Source organism: Rhodopseudomonas sp. NSM (genome assembly GCF_052445935.1).
In the GTDB taxonomy this organism is placed as follows: Bacteria; Pseudomonadota; Alphaproteobacteria; order Rhizobiales; family Xanthobacteraceae; genus Rhodopseudomonas.
Map to the genome: position 1 here is coordinate 417946 of NZ_JBQTCH010000003.1, position 19139 is coordinate 437084.

Genomic DNA, 19139 nt, shown 5'->3' on the forward strand with positions numbered 1-19139 from the left:
ACAAGCCATGGCAGCTCTGGTTCTTTCGGTCGCCGGTGCGGCGGCTGGTGCGGTGTTCGGGCCGGTTGGCGCGATTGCGGGGCGGATTGCGGGTGCGGTGATCGGCAATGCGCTCGATCAGTCGCTGTTCGGCTCCGGGTCGAAATCGGTCGAGGGGCCGCGACTGGCGGATCTCGAGGTGATGGCCTCGACCGAAGGCGCGCCGATTCCGCGGGTCTACGGCCGGGCGCGGCTCGCGGGGCAGGTGATCTGGGCGACCGAACTCGAAGAAGTGATCACCACGGAAGAGAGTTCGTCGGGCGGCGGCAAGGGCTCCGGCGGCGGCGCGAGCACGACGACCACGACGTATACGTACTTCGCCAATCTCGCGGTCGGGCTGTGCGAGGGGCCGATCGGCCGGGTGGCGCGGATCTGGGCCGACGGAAAGCCGCTCGATCTGTCGGGCCTCGATCTGCGCGTCCATGGCGGCGACGAGGACCAGGCGCCGGACGATCTGATCGTGGCCAAGGAGGGCGCGGCGAACGCGCCGGCCTATCGCGGGCTGGCCTATGTGGTGTTCGAGCGGCTGCCGCTGGCCGACTACGGCAACCGGATTCCGCAATTGTCGTTCGAGATCGTGCGGCCGATCGGCGGGCTCGAAGCGATGGTGCGCGCGGTGACGCTGATCCCCGGCACGACGGAATACGGCTACGAGCCGGCGACCCGGGTGCAGATCGTCGACAAGGGCAGCGTCGCGCCGGAGAACCGCCACGTCGCCCACGCGGTCTCCGACGTGGTCGCGTCGCTCGACGAATTGCAGGGCGTGTGCCCGCGGCTGGAGCGCGTCGCGATCGTGGTGGCGTGGTTCGGCTCCGATCTGCGCGCCGGGCACTGCAGCGTGCGGCCGGGCGTCGAAAGCCGCGACAAATGGGTCGACGGCGCGACCTGGTCGGTCGACGGCGCGCGCCGCGGCGATGCCTGGCTGGTGTCGCAGGTCGACGGAAGGCCGGCTTACGGCGGCACGCCGTCGGACGACAGCGTCAGTCATCTGATCGGCGAGCTGAAGGCGCGCGGGCTGAAGGTGACGTTCTATCCGTTCGTGATGATGGACGTGCCGGCCGGCAACGGCCTGCCGAATCCGTGGACCGGCACTGCGCCGCAGCCGCCTCATCCGTGGCGCGGACGGATCAGTTGCGATCCGGCGCCGGGCGTGGCCGGCTCGCCGCAGGGCACGGCGGCGGCGGCGGCGCAGGTCGAGAGCTTCTTCGCCGGCGGCGGCTGGAATTATCGCCGGATGATTTTGCACTACGCGCGGCTTTGCGCGGAGGCGGGCGGCGTCGATGCGTTCCTGATCGGCTCGGAGTTGCGCGGGTTGACGCGGGTCCGTTCCGGTGCGGGCGTGTATCCGGCGGTGCAGCAGCTGGTGGCGCTGGCGAACGACGTGAAAGCGATCGTCGGCGGCGGCACGCTCGTCACCTATGGCGCGGACTGGACCGAATACGGCGCCGATGTCGTGACGCCGGACGCCTCCGAGGTGCGGTTTCCGCTCGATCATTTGTGGGCACAGCCTTCGATCGGCGCGATCGGGATCGACTACTACGCGCCGCTCGCCGACTGGCGCGACGACGCCGGACATCTCGATGCGGCGATCGCCGCTTCGACTTACGATCGGGCCTATCTCGGCGGCAACCTGTTCGGCGGCGAGGCGTTCGACTGGTACTACCCGGACGAGGCCGCGCGCGCGGCGCAGCACCGGGTGCCGATCACCGACGGGCTCGGCAAGCCGTGGACCTTCCGCGTCAAGGACATCCGGAGCTTCTGGTCGCAGCCGCATTACGAACGCGTCGGCGGCGTCGAGCTTGCCGCGCCGACCGCATGGGCGCCGATGAGCAAGCCGGTGTGGCTGACGGAGATCGGCTGTCCCGCGGTCGACAAGGGCGCCAACCAGCCGAGCGTGTTTCCCGATCCGAAATCCAGCGAGAACTATGCGCCGTATTTCTCCAGCGGCGATCGCGACGACCTGATCCAGCGCCGCATGCTCGAAGCCATCCTCGCCGCGTTCGATCCGGCGTTCGGCGCCAGCGACGCGCGCAATCCCGTGTCGCCGGCCTATGGCGGGCGGATGATCGATCCGTCGGCGATCCATCTGTGGACCTGGGATGCGCGGCCTTATCCGGTGTTTCCGGCGGCCGAGGATGTCTGGAGCGACGCGCCGAACTGGCAGAGCGGGCACTGGCTGACCGGACGGCTCGGCGGTGCGCCGCTGGATGCGCTGGTGGCGCGGCTCTGCGCCGACAGCGGCGTCGGCGGCGTCGATACCAGTGCATTGCGCGAGACCTGCGACGGCTATGTGGTCGACCGGCCGATGACGCCGCGGGCGATGATCGAGCCGCTGGCGATGGCGTATGCGTTCGACGCCGCCGCGGCCGACGGGAGCTTGCGCTTCGTGCAGAGCGGCGGCGCGCCGGTGGCGGAACTGGGCGAGGACGATCTGGTGCTGCCCGACAAAGGCGCGCCGTCGCGGCTGACCCGGGCGCAGGAGACCGAGCTGCCGCTCGAAGTGGCGTTCGGCTTCACGGACGCGCTCGCCGATTATCGCCGCGCGGCGGCGGCTTCGCGCCGGCTGGTCGGCGGCGCCAACCGCATGGTGCAGACCGATCTCGCGGTGGTGACCAGCGACGCCGCGGCGGCGCGGCGCGCCGAGATCTTCCTGCAGGACCTGTGGGCCGGGCGCGAGACCGCGAGCTTCGCGCTCGGACCGCAGCAGTTGGCGCTGGGGCCGGGCGACGTGGTGGCGCTGACGCTGAACGGCCGGCGGCGGCTGTTCGAGATCAGCGAGATCGTCGACACGCAGTCGCGCGCGGTCAAGGCGCGCAGCATCGACCCGGAAGTGTTCGCGCTGCCGCTGCGCGCGCCGCGCCGGATCGCGCCGGCGATCCCGGCTGCATTGGGGCCGGCGCATGTCGTGGCGCTCGACCTGCCGGTGATCGACGCCGCCGCGCCGGACGTGCTGACGCGGCTCGCGGTGTTCGCCAATCCGTGGCCGGGATCGGAAGTGATCTACGCCTCCGCCGACGGCGCGAGCTATCAGCCGCTGGCGAGCGCGCTGGTACGCGCGATCATCGGCGAGACGCAGGATCCGCTGCCGCGCGGGCCGCTGGCGCGCTGGGACAATGCCACGCGCCTGCGGGTGCGGATTCTCGGCGGCGCGCTGTCGGCGCTGTCGGAGGCGCGGGTGCTCGCCGGCGGCAACGCCGCGGCGGTGCAGAACCCCGACGGCGGCTGGGAGATCCTGCAATTCGCCGGGGCCGAACTCGTCGACGGCAACACTTACTTGCTGTCGCGGCTGCTGCGCGGCCAGGCCGGGAGCGAGCAGGCGATGCGCGACCCGTTGCCGGCGGGCGCGCTGTTCGTGCTGCTGGACCGGCATCTGGTGCCGCTGGCGCGCGGGCTCGATGCGCTCGGGCGTGCGAAGCTGCTGCGCGTGGTCGCGGCCGGGCGCAGCCACGACGATGCCAGCGCGGTGGCGCTCGGCGCGACGCCGGGGCCGACGGCGCTGCGGCCGCTGGCGCCGGTGCATCTGAAAGCGTCGCGCGATGCGGACGGCGTGCATCTGTCGTGGATCAGGCGGACCCGGATCGACGGCGACGGCTGGGGCCTCGAGGTGCCGCTCGGCGAGGCGACCGAGGCCTATGCGATCGACATCCTCGCGCCGGACGGCGCATCGGTTCGCACGCTCATCAGCGCCGCGCCGCAGGCGCTGTATGCCGCCGCCTTCGAACTCGCCGATTTCGGCGCGCCGCAACCGGGCCTGCGCGTCCGCATCGCCCAGCTCTCCGCCGCCGTCGGCCGCGGCTTCGCCACGGACGCGACCCTCGCGCTGTAGACCAAAGGAAACGCTATGACCGCCACCGCCAATCTCGGGCTGCCTTTCATCGAGGCGAGCCAGGCGCAGAAGCACGTCACGCACAACGAGGCGCTGCGGATTCTCGACGCCGCGATCCAGATCGCGGTCGCCGACCGCACCCGCACCTCGCCGCCGCCGGGCCCGGCCGAGGGCGCGCGCCACATCGTCGCCGAGGGCGCCACCGGCGCCTGGAGCGGGCAGGCGCATGCGATCGCGACCTGGCAGGACGGGGCGTGGGCGTTCCTCGCGCCCAGACAAGGCTGGTGCGTGTGGTCGGTCGCCGACGACGTGCTGCTGGTGTTCGACGGCGGCAACTGGCGCGACCTGCGCGACCTGCGGGTGTCGCTCGACAACGCGCCGCGGCTCGGCGTCGGCACCACGGCGGATGCGCCCAACCTGCTCAGCGTCAAATCCGACGCCGCTTTGTTCGCCGCGATCGACCCGGCCGCCGGCGGCAGCGGTGATATTCGCGTCCAGCTCTCGAAGGCGGCAGTGGCCGACACCGCCTCGGTGGTGTTCTCCGACGCCTATTCGGGCCGCGCGGAATTCGGCCTGGTCGGCTCGGATGCGTTCAAGCTCAAGGTTTCGGCCGACGGCGCCGGCTGGGCGGAGGCGCTGGTGATCGATCAGGTCAGCGGCAATTGCGCGCTGCCGCGCGGGCTGTCGCTGACCGGAATCGTCGCGCCGCCGCCGCTCGCCGCCGATCAGCACGACTACGCGCCGGCCGGGCTCGGCGCCGCGTCGGTGCTGCAGATCTCGGCGACCGCGGCGCGCAGCATCACCGGGCTGGCCGGCGGCGCCGAGGGGCGCGTCCTGACGTTGATCAATGTCGGCGGCCATCCGGTGACGCTGCGCGACGACAGCGCGGCGTCGGCCGCCGCCAACCGCTTCGCGCTGGGCGGCAACATCGCGATCCCCGGCAAGCAGGCGGCGCTGCTGCGCTACGACGGCAGCGCCGCGCGCTGGCTCGCGATCGCAGCCGGCCCGCGGCCGGTGACGGGCACCTGGTCACCGACGCTGGCCGCGCTCTCCGGCACGCTCGGCGCCGCGTCGGCGACCGGCACCTACACCATCACCGGTAACAAGGTCGACTGGAGCGCGACGATCAGCATCGCCAACATCGGCACCGCCGCCCTCGCCATCACCTTCTCCCTTCCGGCCACGCCGAACGGCTCGTATTCGGGGTACGGGCGGGAAGCAGCGGTGACGGGGCATGGGGCGTGCGTGTCAGTGGCCACGAACGGAGGTTTGGTGCAGCGATTTGACGGGGCGTTTCTGGGAGGGAATGGGTATGTAATTTGCGTGGGCGGAGCGTTCTATCTCTAGGCAGTAGCGGCAATAGTCTGCGGATATCGATCGTCATCCCAGCAATGCCGGAACAGCGAGCATTGCCGCCTGCGGCAATTCCATCGCCGCAGGCGTCAGTCGTACGAATGGACCAGTCAACGCGCGCCGAAGCTTCTAGACGGAAAACTTCACCACAGCGCGGAATGGATTTTCCCGTTCATATTGTGATCCGCGGCCGACATGTTCGAATTTGAATCCGTAACAATCTGCCAAATTGCGTAGAGCTGGAATATTGGGAAAGAGAAAATTCGATACGCCAAGCTCTCCGAGGTTCGATTTGAACGCTGGTGCCGAAGTCGGGAAAATATCGCTCGCATATTCAAATATGGGAAGGTCAGATTGTGACCTTGCCATATGAGTCTCAATCAAGGCGTATCCGCCCGGGTTGAGAAGCGACCGCAGCTTCTTCGCTGCAGCGAAAACATTTTCAACATGATAAAGTACACCTAAGAACAAGACGACATCGAAGGTCCTGCCAAACTCGTACGCAAAGAAATCATGGGTTATCAGCTCTGGGCTTACGCCCCATGCCGAGGTTAGATATTCTATGTTTGTCGGGTACGAAGGATAGTCGGTCGAATTGATTGAGACAATTTCCCCAGCTCCGGCGAGCCCAGCAGCAACAGTGAAGAAGCCATCGTTTGCTCCCACGTCGAGTACGCTTTTCCCGGCTAGCGAACCATTCTCGATCCCAAGAGCCCGCCACATTTTGTTAGTCAGCATGAAATCGGCGTTATGCCCCTTCACCCGCCGACCGTCAGGGAAAGTCACGCTTTGAAACCAGTTAGTCTCATTCGGGCTCGCGATTTCCTGCACATCTGTCGACAGAAATGAGGACAGAGCATCTCCCGGCTGGCCGGCCTCTTTGATTCCAAGCATATGGCGCCGAATACCTCTTTTTGCGGCCTCAGGAACGAATGGCCAGACTGTTGATCGGACGATTTCCTTGGCCCCTTCGAATGCGCTCACGGCAACTCCCCCCCGCGGTTCAGCTGGAAGATTACTTTCCAACGTTTCGATTGTCCACCACCGACGCAGACATCGAGTATCCCGATACATGAATCGATTTGAAGGCTAACTAACGCAGATGACGGCAACTACAGGGTCAGAAAGATCGAAGTGAGCTGGATGGCCAGATCTTGGGGTCAAACAAATCATCTATTTGAAATCGAGTATCAATGTTCCTTCACGGAAATGGAAATCGCATTTAGTTATTGAAGTTTGGCATCCTTCGAGTGGCGTTCTCGACCGAGGCGGAAGTATCAAAGTTCAACCAAAACGTATTGGAAGAAAAGACCCAATTCTCGAGGATCGGTTGAAGTTCCGGCCTCTGCCGGGCTGTGCGGGCGATCAATTGTGAATTTGAGCTGAAGAGGTTTGGCGCATCGAGCGATTTCATTGGGAACGAATAGCGCGTGCATTGTGGTGTTGCCGAAGAAAGCCTTTGGGGACTTTGGTGGCACAGACCAAAATTCCTTCCATTCTGTCCCGAGAATTTCGACTGTAACTTTCATATCCGGAACGAGAGCGGTGAGGTGAGGAGTCGCCATAAAAATAAAGGTTACGTAAGGAGATCGCGAGCGCCCCTCGGGAAGATCAGCAAAGCTCATGACAGCTTCGGAGCCGACCGTCCAAACCCCTCCCGGCTCCGGCCGCGAAAATCCGCTGGACAGCATGCTGAGATTTTCGTCCCCGGAAAACGTGAACTGCTTACCGATAACCGAGAGGCTTCGCAGAGGATAGTAGGGCGTCTCGTGATGCGCGGTGCAGTATGCGCATGCGTCTGGCAATGGCGATCTGAGCCAGTCCTTCAAGGATAGTCCTTCGTCGGCGTCAATGCGATACTCGAGTTCGTCCACGCGATCCAGGAATGCTTTTGTAACGCGGGGGCTGAAGCGTGAAGCTGGCGCGACGCAACAGCGGTGGACCTCGCCTGTGTCCGCGAGGCTGACATTGTCGGCGAGTTCGCAATCCAGAGGAAATCCGTACATCGGTTCCTCCGTAAACTGCCACTCGCGAAAATGAAAGGCGTCGTTCGTGTCGATGTTTTCGGGGCGAGTCCGCTTCAGTTTTTCGATCAGTGAGTTGTATCGATCGACGCCGCCGACGTCGTGGATTACGTCCGCATAGCGCGAGAATGTAATTCCATCGCCGGCTTCCAGGCCTGACGGATAATCGTCCATCTCTCCGAGCCAAAACCCGTTTGTTGTAATGACGAATCGGGCGCGGTAAGCCATGCCGGCCCTGAGACGATGGACAAAATCGGCGAGGTTTTTGTGTAGGAAGGGCTCGCCGCCGAGAATATTTACAGCGTCGAACTTTACGTGCCTGTCGTGCATCTTGTTGATGTACTTAACGAAGGCATCAACATCGCCTTGGTGTGCTTTGCGATGTGGGGAGGAGGTCGTACAGAACTGGCATCGTTGTGTGCAATGATCCGCAGCGTAGATCTGTAACGAAGGAATGACGAGATATCCGTTTTCGTCTCGGAATTTCTCCACCGATTTCGGAGCGCGGTGGCTGTAGTTCTTGAATCGGTGGGCGAACGATTCATTCATTTGGAGAGCTCCGAGCGCGTTGCAATAAAGGATTTCCAGCCGTGCAATGCGCGTTTATTGAATTCCCAAACGGTAAGGGGCGGTTTTCCGCAAATATATTCCGCGCAGCTAAAAACGTAGCGTCCAGATCGACGGAGTAGATCGTACAGGCAAAATTCGTCGTGTCGGTGAACCGCCGGCAAGTAACGCTGATCCATTACAAACAGAATGTGACTGTCGCTATCTAGGAGCGTATGCGCACCCAGCAATGCTTCGCAGATGTGGCAGCCTGAAATTTTGACCAGATCAACGGCAGGTTCGTCGCCCAAGACATCGTCGTAGGTAGTTGATTCGATGTCCGCAAACGACGGAGGGGCTGGCGCGTAAACAGGGGCGTCGCCGATCATTCTCACTTCGGTTTTGTTGGTGATCGCGTAGTGCCTGTGGCTGTCGGCAAGTAGCGCCGGAACAATTGTGCAGCGTCGCCCGATTCGTTTGTGCAGCTCTTCGATGGCGGATGGGAAGCCTTCGACAGCTGTAGTGGTCGCGCCAGCCTGGATGAATTTTTTCGCGTAGACGCCTGAAAACGCACCGATATCGACGCAGGTCTTCCCCGGGCCCACCAGTCGATTCAGGACATCGTCCAAGTGGATATACTCCATGCTGGGATCCGACCCTGAAAGATCGGGATCGGGCGCGATCAGCGGCGCGAGCCTTCGGAGTGGAGATGGGAGGCGGTTGCGCATCCGAAGCCGGAATCTGAGCGCCTTGATGTTAATGTTGCGGCCGGCGGGCGGATTGGGCAATGCGCGCACGATAATACCTCCAATTACGCGAACATCTAAAGCGTAACACGTGGCGGAATCAACCTTAACTTGCTTGTTCCAGTCGCGGGGTCCCCATCGAAGCACCCCAAAGTTGGTCTGGACCGCAAGCAAAACCGATAGTTGTCTGGATCACCGACGATGGGCACAATCCCTTTATCCCGGGAAATTTTGTCGCGGCCTGTATGGATGAATCCGCGCAGCGCCAACTGCCTATGACCCAGTGGCGATCAGAATCGTTTTCGGCTCACTAAGCTGGAAGAGTTCTTATGGCGCGCACGGCGGTCCGGCGATGCGCGAGAGCTTGGATTGTTCTTCCGTTACGTTCTCGTCGAGATATAGCTGCGATCTGCACGCGAGAATGTCGGGCCGGCGGAATGAGGCTCGCTTCAACGATAGAACCTTCGACGCCCGCGGATGGATCGCAGGAAGGCGTAGCCATTGCTGACGTTGGCGACGTCGAACATCGTCGACCATTCTTCGAAGATGTAGTTGCGATCGAGGTCGGTCGCGATGATGGCGATCCCGTCCTTTTCGAGGATGCGGTCGATTTCGATCAGCCACTTGTTGCGCTCGCGATGCCCAGGTGCAGTGGAGAAACGCGGCGAGGTCGAAAACACGAAATCCGCAGTTTCCGAAGCGATCGATAGTGGAGGGTACGCGTCGGTTGTGGTGAAAACCACGCGATCGGCAGGAACGGTCGTGGCGTGAACAACGTCAATCCCCAGAACGTCGGCATTGGGAAAGATCGATGCCAGAGTGTTTGTGCGGTCCCCGGTCCCACAAAACAGGTCGACGACGTCCTCGAAATCGAGCGTCGTTCGCACGTCGAATTCGCAAATCAACGAACTAATCACAGAGATCATATCGGCTGATGCGTTAACCCGGCACTGTCGACCGGGCAGATGGCAAAGGGCTCTGGCGACTCTTAGACCGATTTGCCGGAAGCCGCGAGCGGTCGACCGGCGGCATTCCATTGAAATCGGCCGGGGCGGCTGATCCGGGTCGGCGGAACGGGTAACATAACAGATCTTTCCATCGCAGGACGAGAGGGCACCCAGCGACATGGGTCATGTGTGAGGCGCCAAGCTTTCCTGGCGAGTGTTCGCCCCGATCAGCGTGGATATCGCAAGCCGATATCGGCCGAAGCCCGGCGGAGACGAGGTCGGGAGGGATGGCAGGTCATTGCAGCCATCTGGGGAATCCGAGTGCGAACCGATAGGTCCCGACGCTGATCTGAGAGTTGTCGGTCGGTTGCAGTCGCTGCAGCTTCATCGTCAGTTGTTCGCCGCGTTTCGGGCGAATGAACAGGATGCGGGCAGTCGAGCGCGGTCCGCCATCGAGCGGCTCCAGGAACGGCGTCGCAGGCATCGTCTTCATTTCGCGGCTGTATTTCAGCGGGGTGCCGTCGATCGCGACGCTGTCTCCGAAATGGTAGTTCTGGAGCCAGTCGCCGCGCGTGTGCGTGATGTCGACAAAGTCGATCGACCCCGCCCGCGACAGATCGAGCTTGATCTCGCCGCCGTTGCGCACGGCTGCCACGGGGATGTTGTCGATCTCGAGCCGGAGGCAGGCGACCACGGCGACCGTCATGAAAATGGCGACGGTCGCAACCCGGCTCCAGGTCGATGCCGTCCGGATGAATGCGACAAACGGAAGCGTCAGCATTCCGCCGAGCACCAGCGCCCACTTCAGATAATGATAATTGCCGAAGTGAAGCAGGCCCGATGGAAAAAGGTCGTCAAAGGACAGGTAGATTGCGAACATCAGCAGGATCAGAACAGCCGTGGCCCGAGCCCAGCGTTTTCCGAACACGACCAAGCTGACGATGATCGCCAGCGACACGACGAACCAGGGGAACGCGTTCAGAATGGTCTGTCCGCTGTCGAAATAGAGCGATCCGCTGTCGAGGAAAAGCGATACGAACTTTTCCGGAATATCGGTCAATCTGAGGCGGTCGTTTGTTTCGACCATGTAGGGTGAGATCGGAGACCGGAAGATCAACAGGTTGTTCGCGAAGAACAGAACGGGGCCGATCAGGCCGCCGGCCGCCAGGCAGGCAGCGTGACGCACCGCCTGCCGCAGCGAGTTGCGGAATGGCCAGCACCAGAACGGAAGCAGCGCAGCGCCCAGAATGACGCCGTCGAGCGGTCTGGCCAGAAACGCCAGTCCGATCAGAAGCGCGAACAGGAACGATGTGGCGTAAGTCGGCTGCCGCTCCTCCGCTCTCTGAAGCAGATAGATGCAGCCGATGACCAGCGGACTGACGACGGTCGAGGTCCACGGCACCACGTAGGATGTCGCGATCAGCGGTTCGACCATCAGCAGCAGGATCGCGAGCGCCGCCGCAACCACCGGATGGGCGACCTTCGAGAAGATCCGGACGAGCAGGTAGGCCGACACGGCCACGCAGGCAATATTGACGAAAAGGAACGGGTCTGTCGGGTAGATCCCGAGAAACGGAACGGCGAGCGCGGAATACAGCGGCGGATATCGGTGTTCAGCGGGATTGAACGCCAGATGCGCGAAATCGATGGTGCTCTTGAGATACGATCCCTGATCGGCCCAGCCGCGCCAGCCAGCAATGCCGCTACGTGGCGCCGACTTGCAGAGGGCGTACTGGATCAGAAACAGAATCGAGCAGATTGCGCTCGCTGCGACTGCGGAATGACGCGCAATGAAACTGCGGGGCGAAAGATCCGAGGCATCGATCGGAGGTTTGGAGATCAGAGATGCGTCGGTCGACATTGGCCGCTCAGGTCAAACTCAAGGACAGATTCGAGGAGAACGGCCCGAGGCGTAGACCGGTGTAACCCACCGAGGTCGATCGATCGATGCCCTCGGCCAACCGCCTCAGGAGCGATCGCGACATCAAGATCAGATTCTCCTGCTCGGTCCATGACTGCTTGCCGAGAATCGAGCAGGCGATCTTGAATGTCCCGTCGCCGAAATGCAGCAGCGGAATCGCCGTATGGTGCTCGACCGGGAAATAGCGGTTAGGTACGGTGATGAAGGCCTTCTTCCCGACTCGCGACAGCTCTCTGACGAAGGCCCGCTGATTGTCGGCGCTGCCGACGTGCTCCAGAACCGCGTTGGACGTGACGATATCGAACGCGCCGTCCGCGAACGGCAGGCGGGCATTCGGTTCGATCCTGACGTAGGGGATGGCTGGAAATTCAGCCTGAAACTCGATTGCTTCGCCGATCCCGCAGGCCGTCAGATTGGCCTGCTGAGGATATTTTCGTTCCAGCACATTGGCGCCATCGGATATCACATCCGACACGCCGACATCGAGGATCGTGCACGACGGCGTGGGCCGCATCGCCGTCAGAAAGTCGGAATAGATCCGGTCACGAGCGACGATCAGAAGGCGCTCGGCGATACTCGCTGGTTTGGCGACCTCGTAGTATTTGCCGTCGACAACCGTGTTCGTCGAGGCTTCCGGCCTGACCTGATCCACTAGGCTGCCTTTCGATCGGACAATGACAGCGTCGGGAGATCAAAAGCGGGTATGGCCAGATACGCCAATCGCTTGGCTTCGACGCGTGTCCTGGCGACCATGTCGAGCAGCAGCCCCATGCACATGCTCAGGACGCCGATGATGACGATGCCGACGCTCAGAAGCGCGGTCGGAAGCCGGGGGACGATGCCGAATTCGGCGAAATCGATGATCACCGGAATTCCCAGGAGCAGGCCGAAGGCAAGCAGAACGAGACCTGCGCCACCAAAGAACATCAAGGGGCGCTCATCTTTCACCAATCGGGCAATGAAAAGGAGTATTTTGAATCCGTCGCGGTAGGTATTCAACTTGCTTTGCGATCCCTCGGGGCGTTCGCGGTATTGGGTCGGCAATTCTGCCGAGGGCATGCGCAGCCGTAGTGAGTGGATGGCCAGCTCCGTTTCGGTCTCGAACCCGCTCGACATCGCGGGGAAGGTTTTTACGAAGCGGCGCGACAGCACCTTGTAGCCGGACAGCATGTCGGCGAACTGCCGCCCGAAAAATGCCTGCACCAGACTGCTCAGGGCCCAATTTCCGAAACGGTGACCTCTTCGATAGGCCTCGATCGCATCAGACTGGCGCAAGCCGTTCACGAAATCGAGCCGATGCTCGATCATATGAGCGACGAGCCGGGGTGCGGCGCTTGCGTCATAAGTGTTGTCGCCATCGACCATCACGTAGATGTCTGCATCGATGTCCGAGAACATCCGCGAGACAACGTAGCCCTTGCCTTGGCGGGTCTCGGATCGAACGATCGCGCCCGCGGCCCGGGCAATCACTGCCGTTCCATCGGTAGAGTTGTTGTCGTAGACGTAAATGGTTGCGGTTGGCAGCGAGCTGGAAAATGCCGAGATGACATCGGCGACGGTGGCCGCTTCATTGAAGCAGGGCACCAGGACTGCAATTCGAGGGCTCAGTATGTCCATTGTCCTGCTCATCCCGACGCCGCGTCAGGCAAGTAGTAGGCGGGCAACCTCCGCGGGTAAAGCGACATTTCTGCAACAGACGGCAATTATTTCCGAGTATTTCGCGGGCGATGCGCGAGGCTGCGACGAACCGTTAGAGTAATCTAAGGCGATACTGCTGGTCGGGCGCGGGCGACCTGTTGTCGGCGTCGGTGCAGGTCGGTTGAGCGCGATAGCATAGGTCTGCGGAGGCACCTCAGGCGCTGCCGCCGGTTCAAGTGCAGCGCGTGACAGAGGTCCGTTGCCTGAGCCCGGACATGCCGGGTGGCACGGCAAGGTCGTAGCGCGATCCCGTGCGCTGTTTGCTGCGGGCGGGGTGGGCGCCGGCCGTCATGCTCGTCTTGATCTCCCCGGCGCTTGATCGATGCTTTCTGCAACCGCCCCGACAACATTCATTTGAAGCCAGCCCGGTGAACGGCATTGCTCGGCAACGAGTGAACGTCTAGCATCGAAGAAAATGAGATTGATTTTTATTGGCGATTTCGGAGCCTGAATGACGGCGATTGCGTGGGCGGAGCGGATTGTTCGCCGGACGATCTGGCCGATCGTGCCTGAAGGGCTCAAGCGCGCGGTGCGGCCGACGATCATGCGAATTCGCGGCGACGTGGTAGTCGCGCCGACTGTGGCTGATGCAGAGCTGCAGCAGGTCTGTAACGAGCCGCCAGAGGTCGCTCTGATTGAGCGCCGGTATGCTGAAGTTATCGAGGGGGCGCCGCGCCGTCCGGGCGATGGCGGCACCAATGCAGGCGACGCGTTGACCTCGCCGGCTTCGATCGATGCGCTGGTGGGGTATGCACACCATGCCGCGGTGAAGTCCCACGATGCGATGCTGAGGCTGATCCACAGCTTCCATTATCGCTTTCCCGAGCCTCCCGCGGATCCGCATTCGGCTGCCTACAAGGACTTCTGGGCCGAACAATATCGACAGGTGGCGCAGCGCGACTACGCGTTCAGGAATGAGCTGCATCATTTCGATGACGGCGCCGACGTCGCGATCTATCCCTACAACACCCGCGACCCGAAGATCGTGGCATTGCACCTGATCGCCGCCGGAACGATTCTCGATTCGATCACCAAGCCACCGCCGGCGCGTGTACTCGAAATGGGCGTGGGCTGGGGAAACACCGCGCTGCAGATCGGCCTGTGCGGTTACGACGTGACGGTACTCGACATCGAGCAGAAGTATCTCGACATCGTCAAGCGCCGGTTCGGCCGCGAGGGTCTCGACGTCAACTGCATCAATGGCGAATTCTTTTCGGCAGAGCAGATCGACGGAAAATTCGACATCATCCTGTTCTACGAGTGCTTCCATCACTGCATCGAGCATGTCGCGCTGCTCGCCATGCTGAAGCGGAAGCTCAATCCAGGTGGCATCATCCTGTTCGCCGGCGAAACCATCGACAACACGCTTCCGTTCGCCTGGGGGCTGAATCCATCAGGGCAGGGCGTGTGGTCGATCCGTCACCACGGCTGGATGGAACTGACATTCACCGAGCGCTACTTCCTCGATCTGCTGCATCGCGCCGGATTCGAGGTGACGAAGAACCAGAGCCCGCACAGCGCCCACAGCGTGGTCTATACGGCGACGGTCAGCGCCGCCGTTTGATCCCGGGTCCGATCCGGCTTTCGGATCGACGTCTGCGCTGAACCGGCATTGCCGACGCTGCTGCGCCCGCTCATGCCGCCTCCCGGGCGGCATTGTCGATCCGCGCCCGATCAAGACCCAGCCGGCAGGAGCACGGCTAAGTCCAGCAGCAGACGGCTTGTCCGGCATCGGATCGTACTCCTCGTCAACATCATCGGAGCATTCATCATGCAGTCTTTCGACGACGCTTTGACGCGCCTGTGGCCCAGCGGTGACCAGAAGATTCCCGGCCTGCGGGCCGGGATGATCGCCTCGGCCGGCGAGGTTTTTGACAGGCACGGCATCGATACACCGCTGCTGGTCGCGCATGTGATGGCGCAGATCAGCCACGAATGCGGTGCGGGGCGCGACGTGGTCGAGAACCTGAACTACACGGCGGCGCGGATGATGCAGGTGTGGCCGTCCCGCTTCCGCACGCTGGAGAGTGCCGCGCCCTACGCGCACAATCCGCCGGCGCTCGCCGCCAAGGTCTATAACGGCCGGATGGGCAACGCGCCGGGCTCCGCCGACGGCTGGAATTTCCGCGGCCGAGGTGCGGTGCAGACCACCGGGCGCGACGGCTATGCGCGGCTGGCGAAGGCGACCGGGCTCGACCTGGTGCGACGGCCCGACCTCGTCAACGACCCGCGGCATTTCCTCGCCTGCGGCGTCGCCGATTTCATTGCCTGCGGCTGCCTGCCATACGCCAAAGCCGACGACATCACCGGCGTCACGCGGCGGCTGAACGGCGGCACCATCGGGCTGTCGCAGCGCAAGGCGTGGCTGGCGACATGGAAGGCGGCGCTGGGGCAGGGGCCTGTCGTCGTCGTCGCATCGCCGCCGCTGGCGCCGGAGCTGCCGGAGCCGGAGCCGGAACCGGCGCAGGCGCCCGCGACGGCGCGGCCGTCACTGGTCCGGAATTTCATCGCCGCGCTGGCCGCGGCCTTCAGGAGGAGCTGACCATGGAGTGGAGCGATCTCGCCAAACAGGTGATCACGCTCGGCGCGCCGCTGCTCGGCAGTGCGCTGGGCGGCCCGCTCGGCGGCGCGGCCGGGCAGATCCTGTCCGAGGTGCTGGGCGTACCCCAGCCGACGCCGGCCGCGGTGCAGGCCGCGCTGCCCGCCGCCGGCACGGACCGGATCGCCGAGGCCGAAGCGCGCTGGGCCGAGGCGGTCCGCGCCGAGGCCGAGACCCAGCGCATCGCGATCAGCGAGACCCAGGCCACAATCCGCGCCGAGATTGCCTCGAATGATCCGATCCAGCGCTGGTGGCGGCCGGCTTATGCCTGGGAGCTGACGCTGGAATGCGCCGCACTTTGGGCCGTGCTGGTGCACGAATTCTGGACCGGCGACATCCAGACCATCAACGCCCTGATCGGCGCCACCGCGCTCCTGGCGACCTATTGGGCTTTCCGGTTCGGCGTGCTAGGCGTCTATGTCAGCGGCCGGACCCGCGAAAAGGTCTGCGCCGCCACCGGGCAGAACAGCCCCGGCGTCATCGAGACGCTGGTCAAGGCCGTCGTGAAGAAAAAGTAATGCGCAAGGCGGCCGCGAGGCGGCGTCGTTCATCGGTCATTCACGCCGCCGCCGCTCATCTTCCCGCAGGTAACAACGCCGGTGCATCGAAACAGCGGAGTTCAAGGTGCGGCTGCTCGTCGTCGAAGATGATCCCGATCTCAACCGCCAGCTCACCACCGCGCTGACCGACGCCGGCTATGTGGTGGACCGCGCCTTCGACGGCGAGGAGGGGCATTTCCTCGGCGACACCGAACCCTACGACGCGGTGGTGCTGGACATCGGCCTGCCGAAGATGGACGGCATCTCGGTGCTGGAAGCCTGGCGGCGCAACGGCCGCGCGATGCCGGTGCTGATCCTCACCGCGCGCGACCGCTGGAGCGACAAGGTGCAGGGTTTCGACGCCGGCGCCGACGACTACGTCGCCAAGCCGTTCCACCTCGAGGAAGTGCTGGCGCGGATCCGCGCGCTGCTGCGCCGCAGCGCCGGCCACGCCCAGTCCGAGCTGACCTGCGGCCCGGTCGTGCTCGACACCCGCATCGGCCGCGTCAGCGTCCGCGGCAATCCGGTCAAGCTGACCTCGCACGAGTACCGGCTGCTGGCCTATCTGATGCACCATTCCGGCCGGGTGGTGTCCCGCACCGAGCTGGTCGAGCACCTCTACGACCAGGATTTCGACCGCGACAGCAACACCATCGAAGTGTTCGTCGGCCGCATCCGTAAGAAGCTCGACGTCGACATCATCCAGACCGTGCGCGGCCTCGGCTATCTGCTGACGCCGCCGCCGGTCGAAGCCCCGCTGGCGAACCGCTCGTGAGCGACCGGGCGAGGGCGTCGCTGCAGAAGCCGGGCTGATGCCGGGCTCGGCCGCACCCGTCGCAAAGCCGCGCCGCCGCACCAGCTCCCTGGCCACCCGCCTGTTCCTGTCCGCGACCGCCTGGGTCGTGGTGATCCTGGCGATCACCGGCATCGTGCTGTCCTCGGTGTACCGCCAGGCCTCCGAGCGCGCGTTCGACCGGCGGCTCAATCTCTATCTGCGCACCATCATCGCCGAAGTCGCGACGCCCGACGCCGCGCCGGATCAGTTCCAGTCGATCGGCGAGCCGCTGTTCGATCTGCCGCTGTCCGGCTGGTACTGGCAGATCATCCGCACCGACACCGACAAGGTCGAGCCGCGCGCCTCGCGCTCGCTGTGGGACCGCAAGCTGCCGAAGCTCGAAGAGCACGGCATCGAGCTCGGCCCCTCCGGCGTCCGCCAGGGCTATGTCGAGGGGCCCGAAGGCCAGACGCTGCGTATGGTCGAGCGCCCGGTCGATCTCGGCGCCGACGGCAAATTCGTCGTGACGGTGGCCGGCGACGCCACTGAAATCTTCGAGGAAACAAGGACCTTCGACTACTACCTCGCAGGCACCTTCATCGCGTTGTCGATCGGGCTGGTGCTGACCACGATCTTCCAGGTGCGGTTCGGCCTCGCCCCGCTGAACCGGATCTCGCATTCGATCGCCGACATCCGCTCCGGCCGTGCCGAGCGGCTCGAGGGCAAGTTCCCGGTCGAGATCGCGCCGCTGGCGCGCGAGACCAACGCGCTGATCGAGGCCAATCGCGAGATCGTCGAACGCGCCCGCACCCATGTCGGCAACCTCGCGCACGCGATCAAGACGCCGCTGTCGGTGCTGGTCAACGAGGCCGCGGCGCGCCAGGGCGACCCGTTCGCCGCCAAGGTGATGGAGCAGGCCGAGATCATGCGCAGCCAGGTCGCGCATCATCTGGAACGGGCGCGGATCGCCGCGCGGCTGACGGTGATCGGCACCGTCACCGAGGTCGCGCCGGTGATCGAGGCGTTGCGGAGGACGATGGAGAAGATCCATCGCGACCGCGCCATCGAGGTCCGCGCCGAAACCGCCAGCGGCCTCAAGTTCCGCGGCGAGCGGCAGGATCTGGAGGAGATGGTCGGCAACCTGGTCGACAACGCCTGCAAATGGGCGGTCGGCCAGGTGATGATCGCCGCCACCGCCGAGCGCGGCCCGACGCCGCTGCTGCGGATCATCGTCGACGATGACGGCCGCGGCCTGTCGGAGGCGGAGCAGGCGCAGGTCGCCCGCCGCGGCCAGCGGCTCGACGAGAGCAAGCCGGGCTCCGGCCTCGGCCTCGCCATTGTGGTCGATCTGGCAGCGCTCTACGGCGGCGAACTGAAACTGGGCCACGCCCCGACCGGCGGCCTGCGCGCGGAACTGGTGCTGCCTGCGGCATAACGGACCGCCCGTTGCCACAGCGTCGCCCGATTTTTTCGCTCCGTTGCCTTGAGCGTTAGGGATTTCGGGGTAAGACATTGTCGGGGAACGGATTGGGGACTGGAATGACGCCTCCGCGTGAGATCGGCTGCGGCGCGAGAAACTCGGCGCGGTCGGCGAAGTCTTCGGCTGCGCTGCTGGTGCTCGCCGCGCTGGCGCTGGCGGGCTGCGACCGCACCACCAACCTCGCCGCGCGGGTCGACTCTTTCACCAGCAATGTCACGCCCGATCTCGGCCGGACCGCAGACGGCGCCGCCGCGGCGGTCGACGACGCCGCGATGGGGGGGCTGATCGGGCCGAAGATCGGCGCGCTGCTGAACGCGGAAGATCGCCGGCTGGCCTATACGGCCGAACTCGAAGCGCTCGATCACGGCGAGTCCGGTGCGCCGGTGCCGTGGAAGAACCCGTCCTCCGGCCGCTATGGCAACATCGTGCCGGGCCCGGCCTACGCCAGGCAGGGGGCGACCTGCCGCGGCTTCTCCCACAGCGTCACGGTCGGCCGCCAGCTCGAGATCGCCCGCGGCACCGCCTGCCGGACCAATGACGGGCCATGGACGGCGGCGGGCTAACGTTCGGTCGCCCGTCTCCGCGCCTGCAGGCGATTATTCAGCTTTCCCAATCTCTTGCAACGCTCGCTTGCGATTGATGCGGA

15 protein-coding genes are annotated in these 19139 nt (G+C 64.1%); 8 read left to right on the top strand and 7 right to left on the bottom strand.

The window, feature by feature from the left end; all coding sequences use genetic code 11:
- Positions 1-7 precede the first annotated feature (7 nt).
- Both ACTZWT_RS10365 and ACTZWT_RS10370 read left to right on the top strand, forming a co-directional pair.
- Complete coding sequence (locus ACTZWT_RS10365) at positions 8-3865, top strand: baseplate multidomain protein megatron (RefSeq protein WP_444769586.1); 3858 nt, start codon at positions 8-10, stop codon at positions 3863-3865.
- A gap of 15 nt (positions 3866-3880) precedes the next feature.
- Complete coding sequence (locus ACTZWT_RS10370) at positions 3881-5212, top strand: DUF2793 domain-containing protein (protein ID WP_444769587.1); 1332 nt, start codon at positions 3881-3883, stop codon at positions 5210-5212.
- A 135-nt stretch (positions 5213-5347) separates the two neighbouring features.
- Here the strand turns inward: ACTZWT_RS10370 and ACTZWT_RS10375 are convergent, their stop codons facing one another.
- The 7 genes from ACTZWT_RS10375 to ACTZWT_RS10405 form a co-directional block, all read right to left on the bottom strand.
- Entirely contained in the window at positions 5348-6202 is an 855-nt protein-coding gene (locus ACTZWT_RS10375) for a class I SAM-dependent methyltransferase (RefSeq protein ID WP_444769588.1), read from the bottom strand.
- 293 nt (positions 6203-6495) lie between these two features.
- On the bottom strand, positions 6496-7791 hold the full coding sequence (locus ACTZWT_RS10380) for a radical SAM protein (RefSeq protein WP_444769589.1): 1296 nt from the start codon (positions 7789-7791) through the stop codon (positions 6496-6498).
- Positions 7788-8585, bottom strand: coding sequence for a hypothetical protein (locus tag ACTZWT_RS10385; RefSeq protein WP_444769590.1), 798 nt, complete (start codon positions 8583-8585; stop codon positions 7788-7790). The genes ACTZWT_RS10380 and ACTZWT_RS10385 overlap by 4 nt, the downstream gene beginning before the upstream one ends.
- Before the next feature lie 398 nt (positions 8586-8983).
- Positions 8984-9421 carry a class I SAM-dependent methyltransferase gene (locus ACTZWT_RS10390; protein WP_444769591.1) on the bottom strand — a complete coding sequence of 146 codons (438 nt, stop codon included), beginning with the start codon at positions 9419-9421 and terminating at the stop codon, positions 8984-8986.
- A gap of 355 nt (positions 9422-9776) precedes the next feature.
- Positions 9777-11342, bottom strand: a complete 1566-nt coding sequence (locus ACTZWT_RS10395) for a hypothetical protein (RefSeq protein ID WP_444769592.1) — start codon at positions 11340-11342, stop codon at positions 9777-9779.
- A 7-nt stretch (positions 11343-11349) separates the two neighbouring features.
- On the bottom strand, positions 11350-12054 hold the full coding sequence (locus tag ACTZWT_RS10400; protein WP_444769593.1) for a methyltransferase domain-containing protein: 705 nt from the start codon (positions 12052-12054) through the stop codon (positions 11350-11352).
- Complete coding sequence (locus ACTZWT_RS10405; RefSeq protein ID WP_444769594.1) at positions 12054-13019, bottom strand: glycosyltransferase family 2 protein; 966 nt, start codon at positions 13017-13019, stop codon at positions 12054-12056. Before ACTZWT_RS10405 ends, ACTZWT_RS10400 begins: the two co-directional genes overlap by 1 nt.
- A gap of 532 nt (positions 13020-13551) precedes the next feature.
- On the opposite strand from ACTZWT_RS10405, the gene ACTZWT_RS10410 reads away from it, so the two are divergent.
- The 6 genes from ACTZWT_RS10410 to ACTZWT_RS10435 all read left to right on the top strand — a co-directional run bounded on the left by ACTZWT_RS10410 (position 13552) and on the right by ACTZWT_RS10435 (position 19056).
- Positions 13552-14664 (top strand): class I SAM-dependent methyltransferase, encoded by a 1113-nt coding sequence (locus ACTZWT_RS10410; RefSeq protein ID WP_444769595.1) that lies wholly within the window; start codon positions 13552-13554, stop codon positions 14662-14664.
- Positions 14665-14871: 207 nt separating this feature from the next.
- Complete coding sequence (locus tag ACTZWT_RS10415) at positions 14872-15642, top strand: glycoside hydrolase family 19 protein (protein WP_444769596.1); 771 nt, start codon at positions 14872-14874, stop codon at positions 15640-15642.
- Positions 15643-15644: 2 nt separating this feature from the next.
- Entirely contained in the window at positions 15645-16217 is a 573-nt protein-coding gene (locus tag ACTZWT_RS10420) for a 3TM-type holin (protein WP_444769597.1), read from the top strand.
- Between the two features lie 106 nt (positions 16218-16323).
- The gene (locus ACTZWT_RS10425) at positions 16324-17013 is read left to right on the top strand and encodes a response regulator transcription factor (RefSeq protein WP_444769598.1); all 690 of its coding nucleotides are present in this window, start codon (positions 16324-16326) and stop codon (positions 17011-17013) included.
- 37 nt (positions 17014-17050) lie between these two features.
- Positions 17051-18448 carry a sensor histidine kinase gene (locus tag ACTZWT_RS10430; protein WP_444769599.1) on the top strand — a complete coding sequence of 466 codons (1398 nt, stop codon included), beginning with the start codon at positions 17051-17053 and terminating at the stop codon, positions 18446-18448.
- A 104-nt stretch (positions 18449-18552) separates the two neighbouring features.
- Positions 18553-19056 (top strand): RT0821/Lpp0805 family surface protein, encoded by a 504-nt coding sequence (locus ACTZWT_RS10435; protein ID WP_444769600.1) that lies wholly within the window; start codon positions 18553-18555, stop codon positions 19054-19056.
- Positions 19057-19139: the final 83 nt, after the last annotated feature.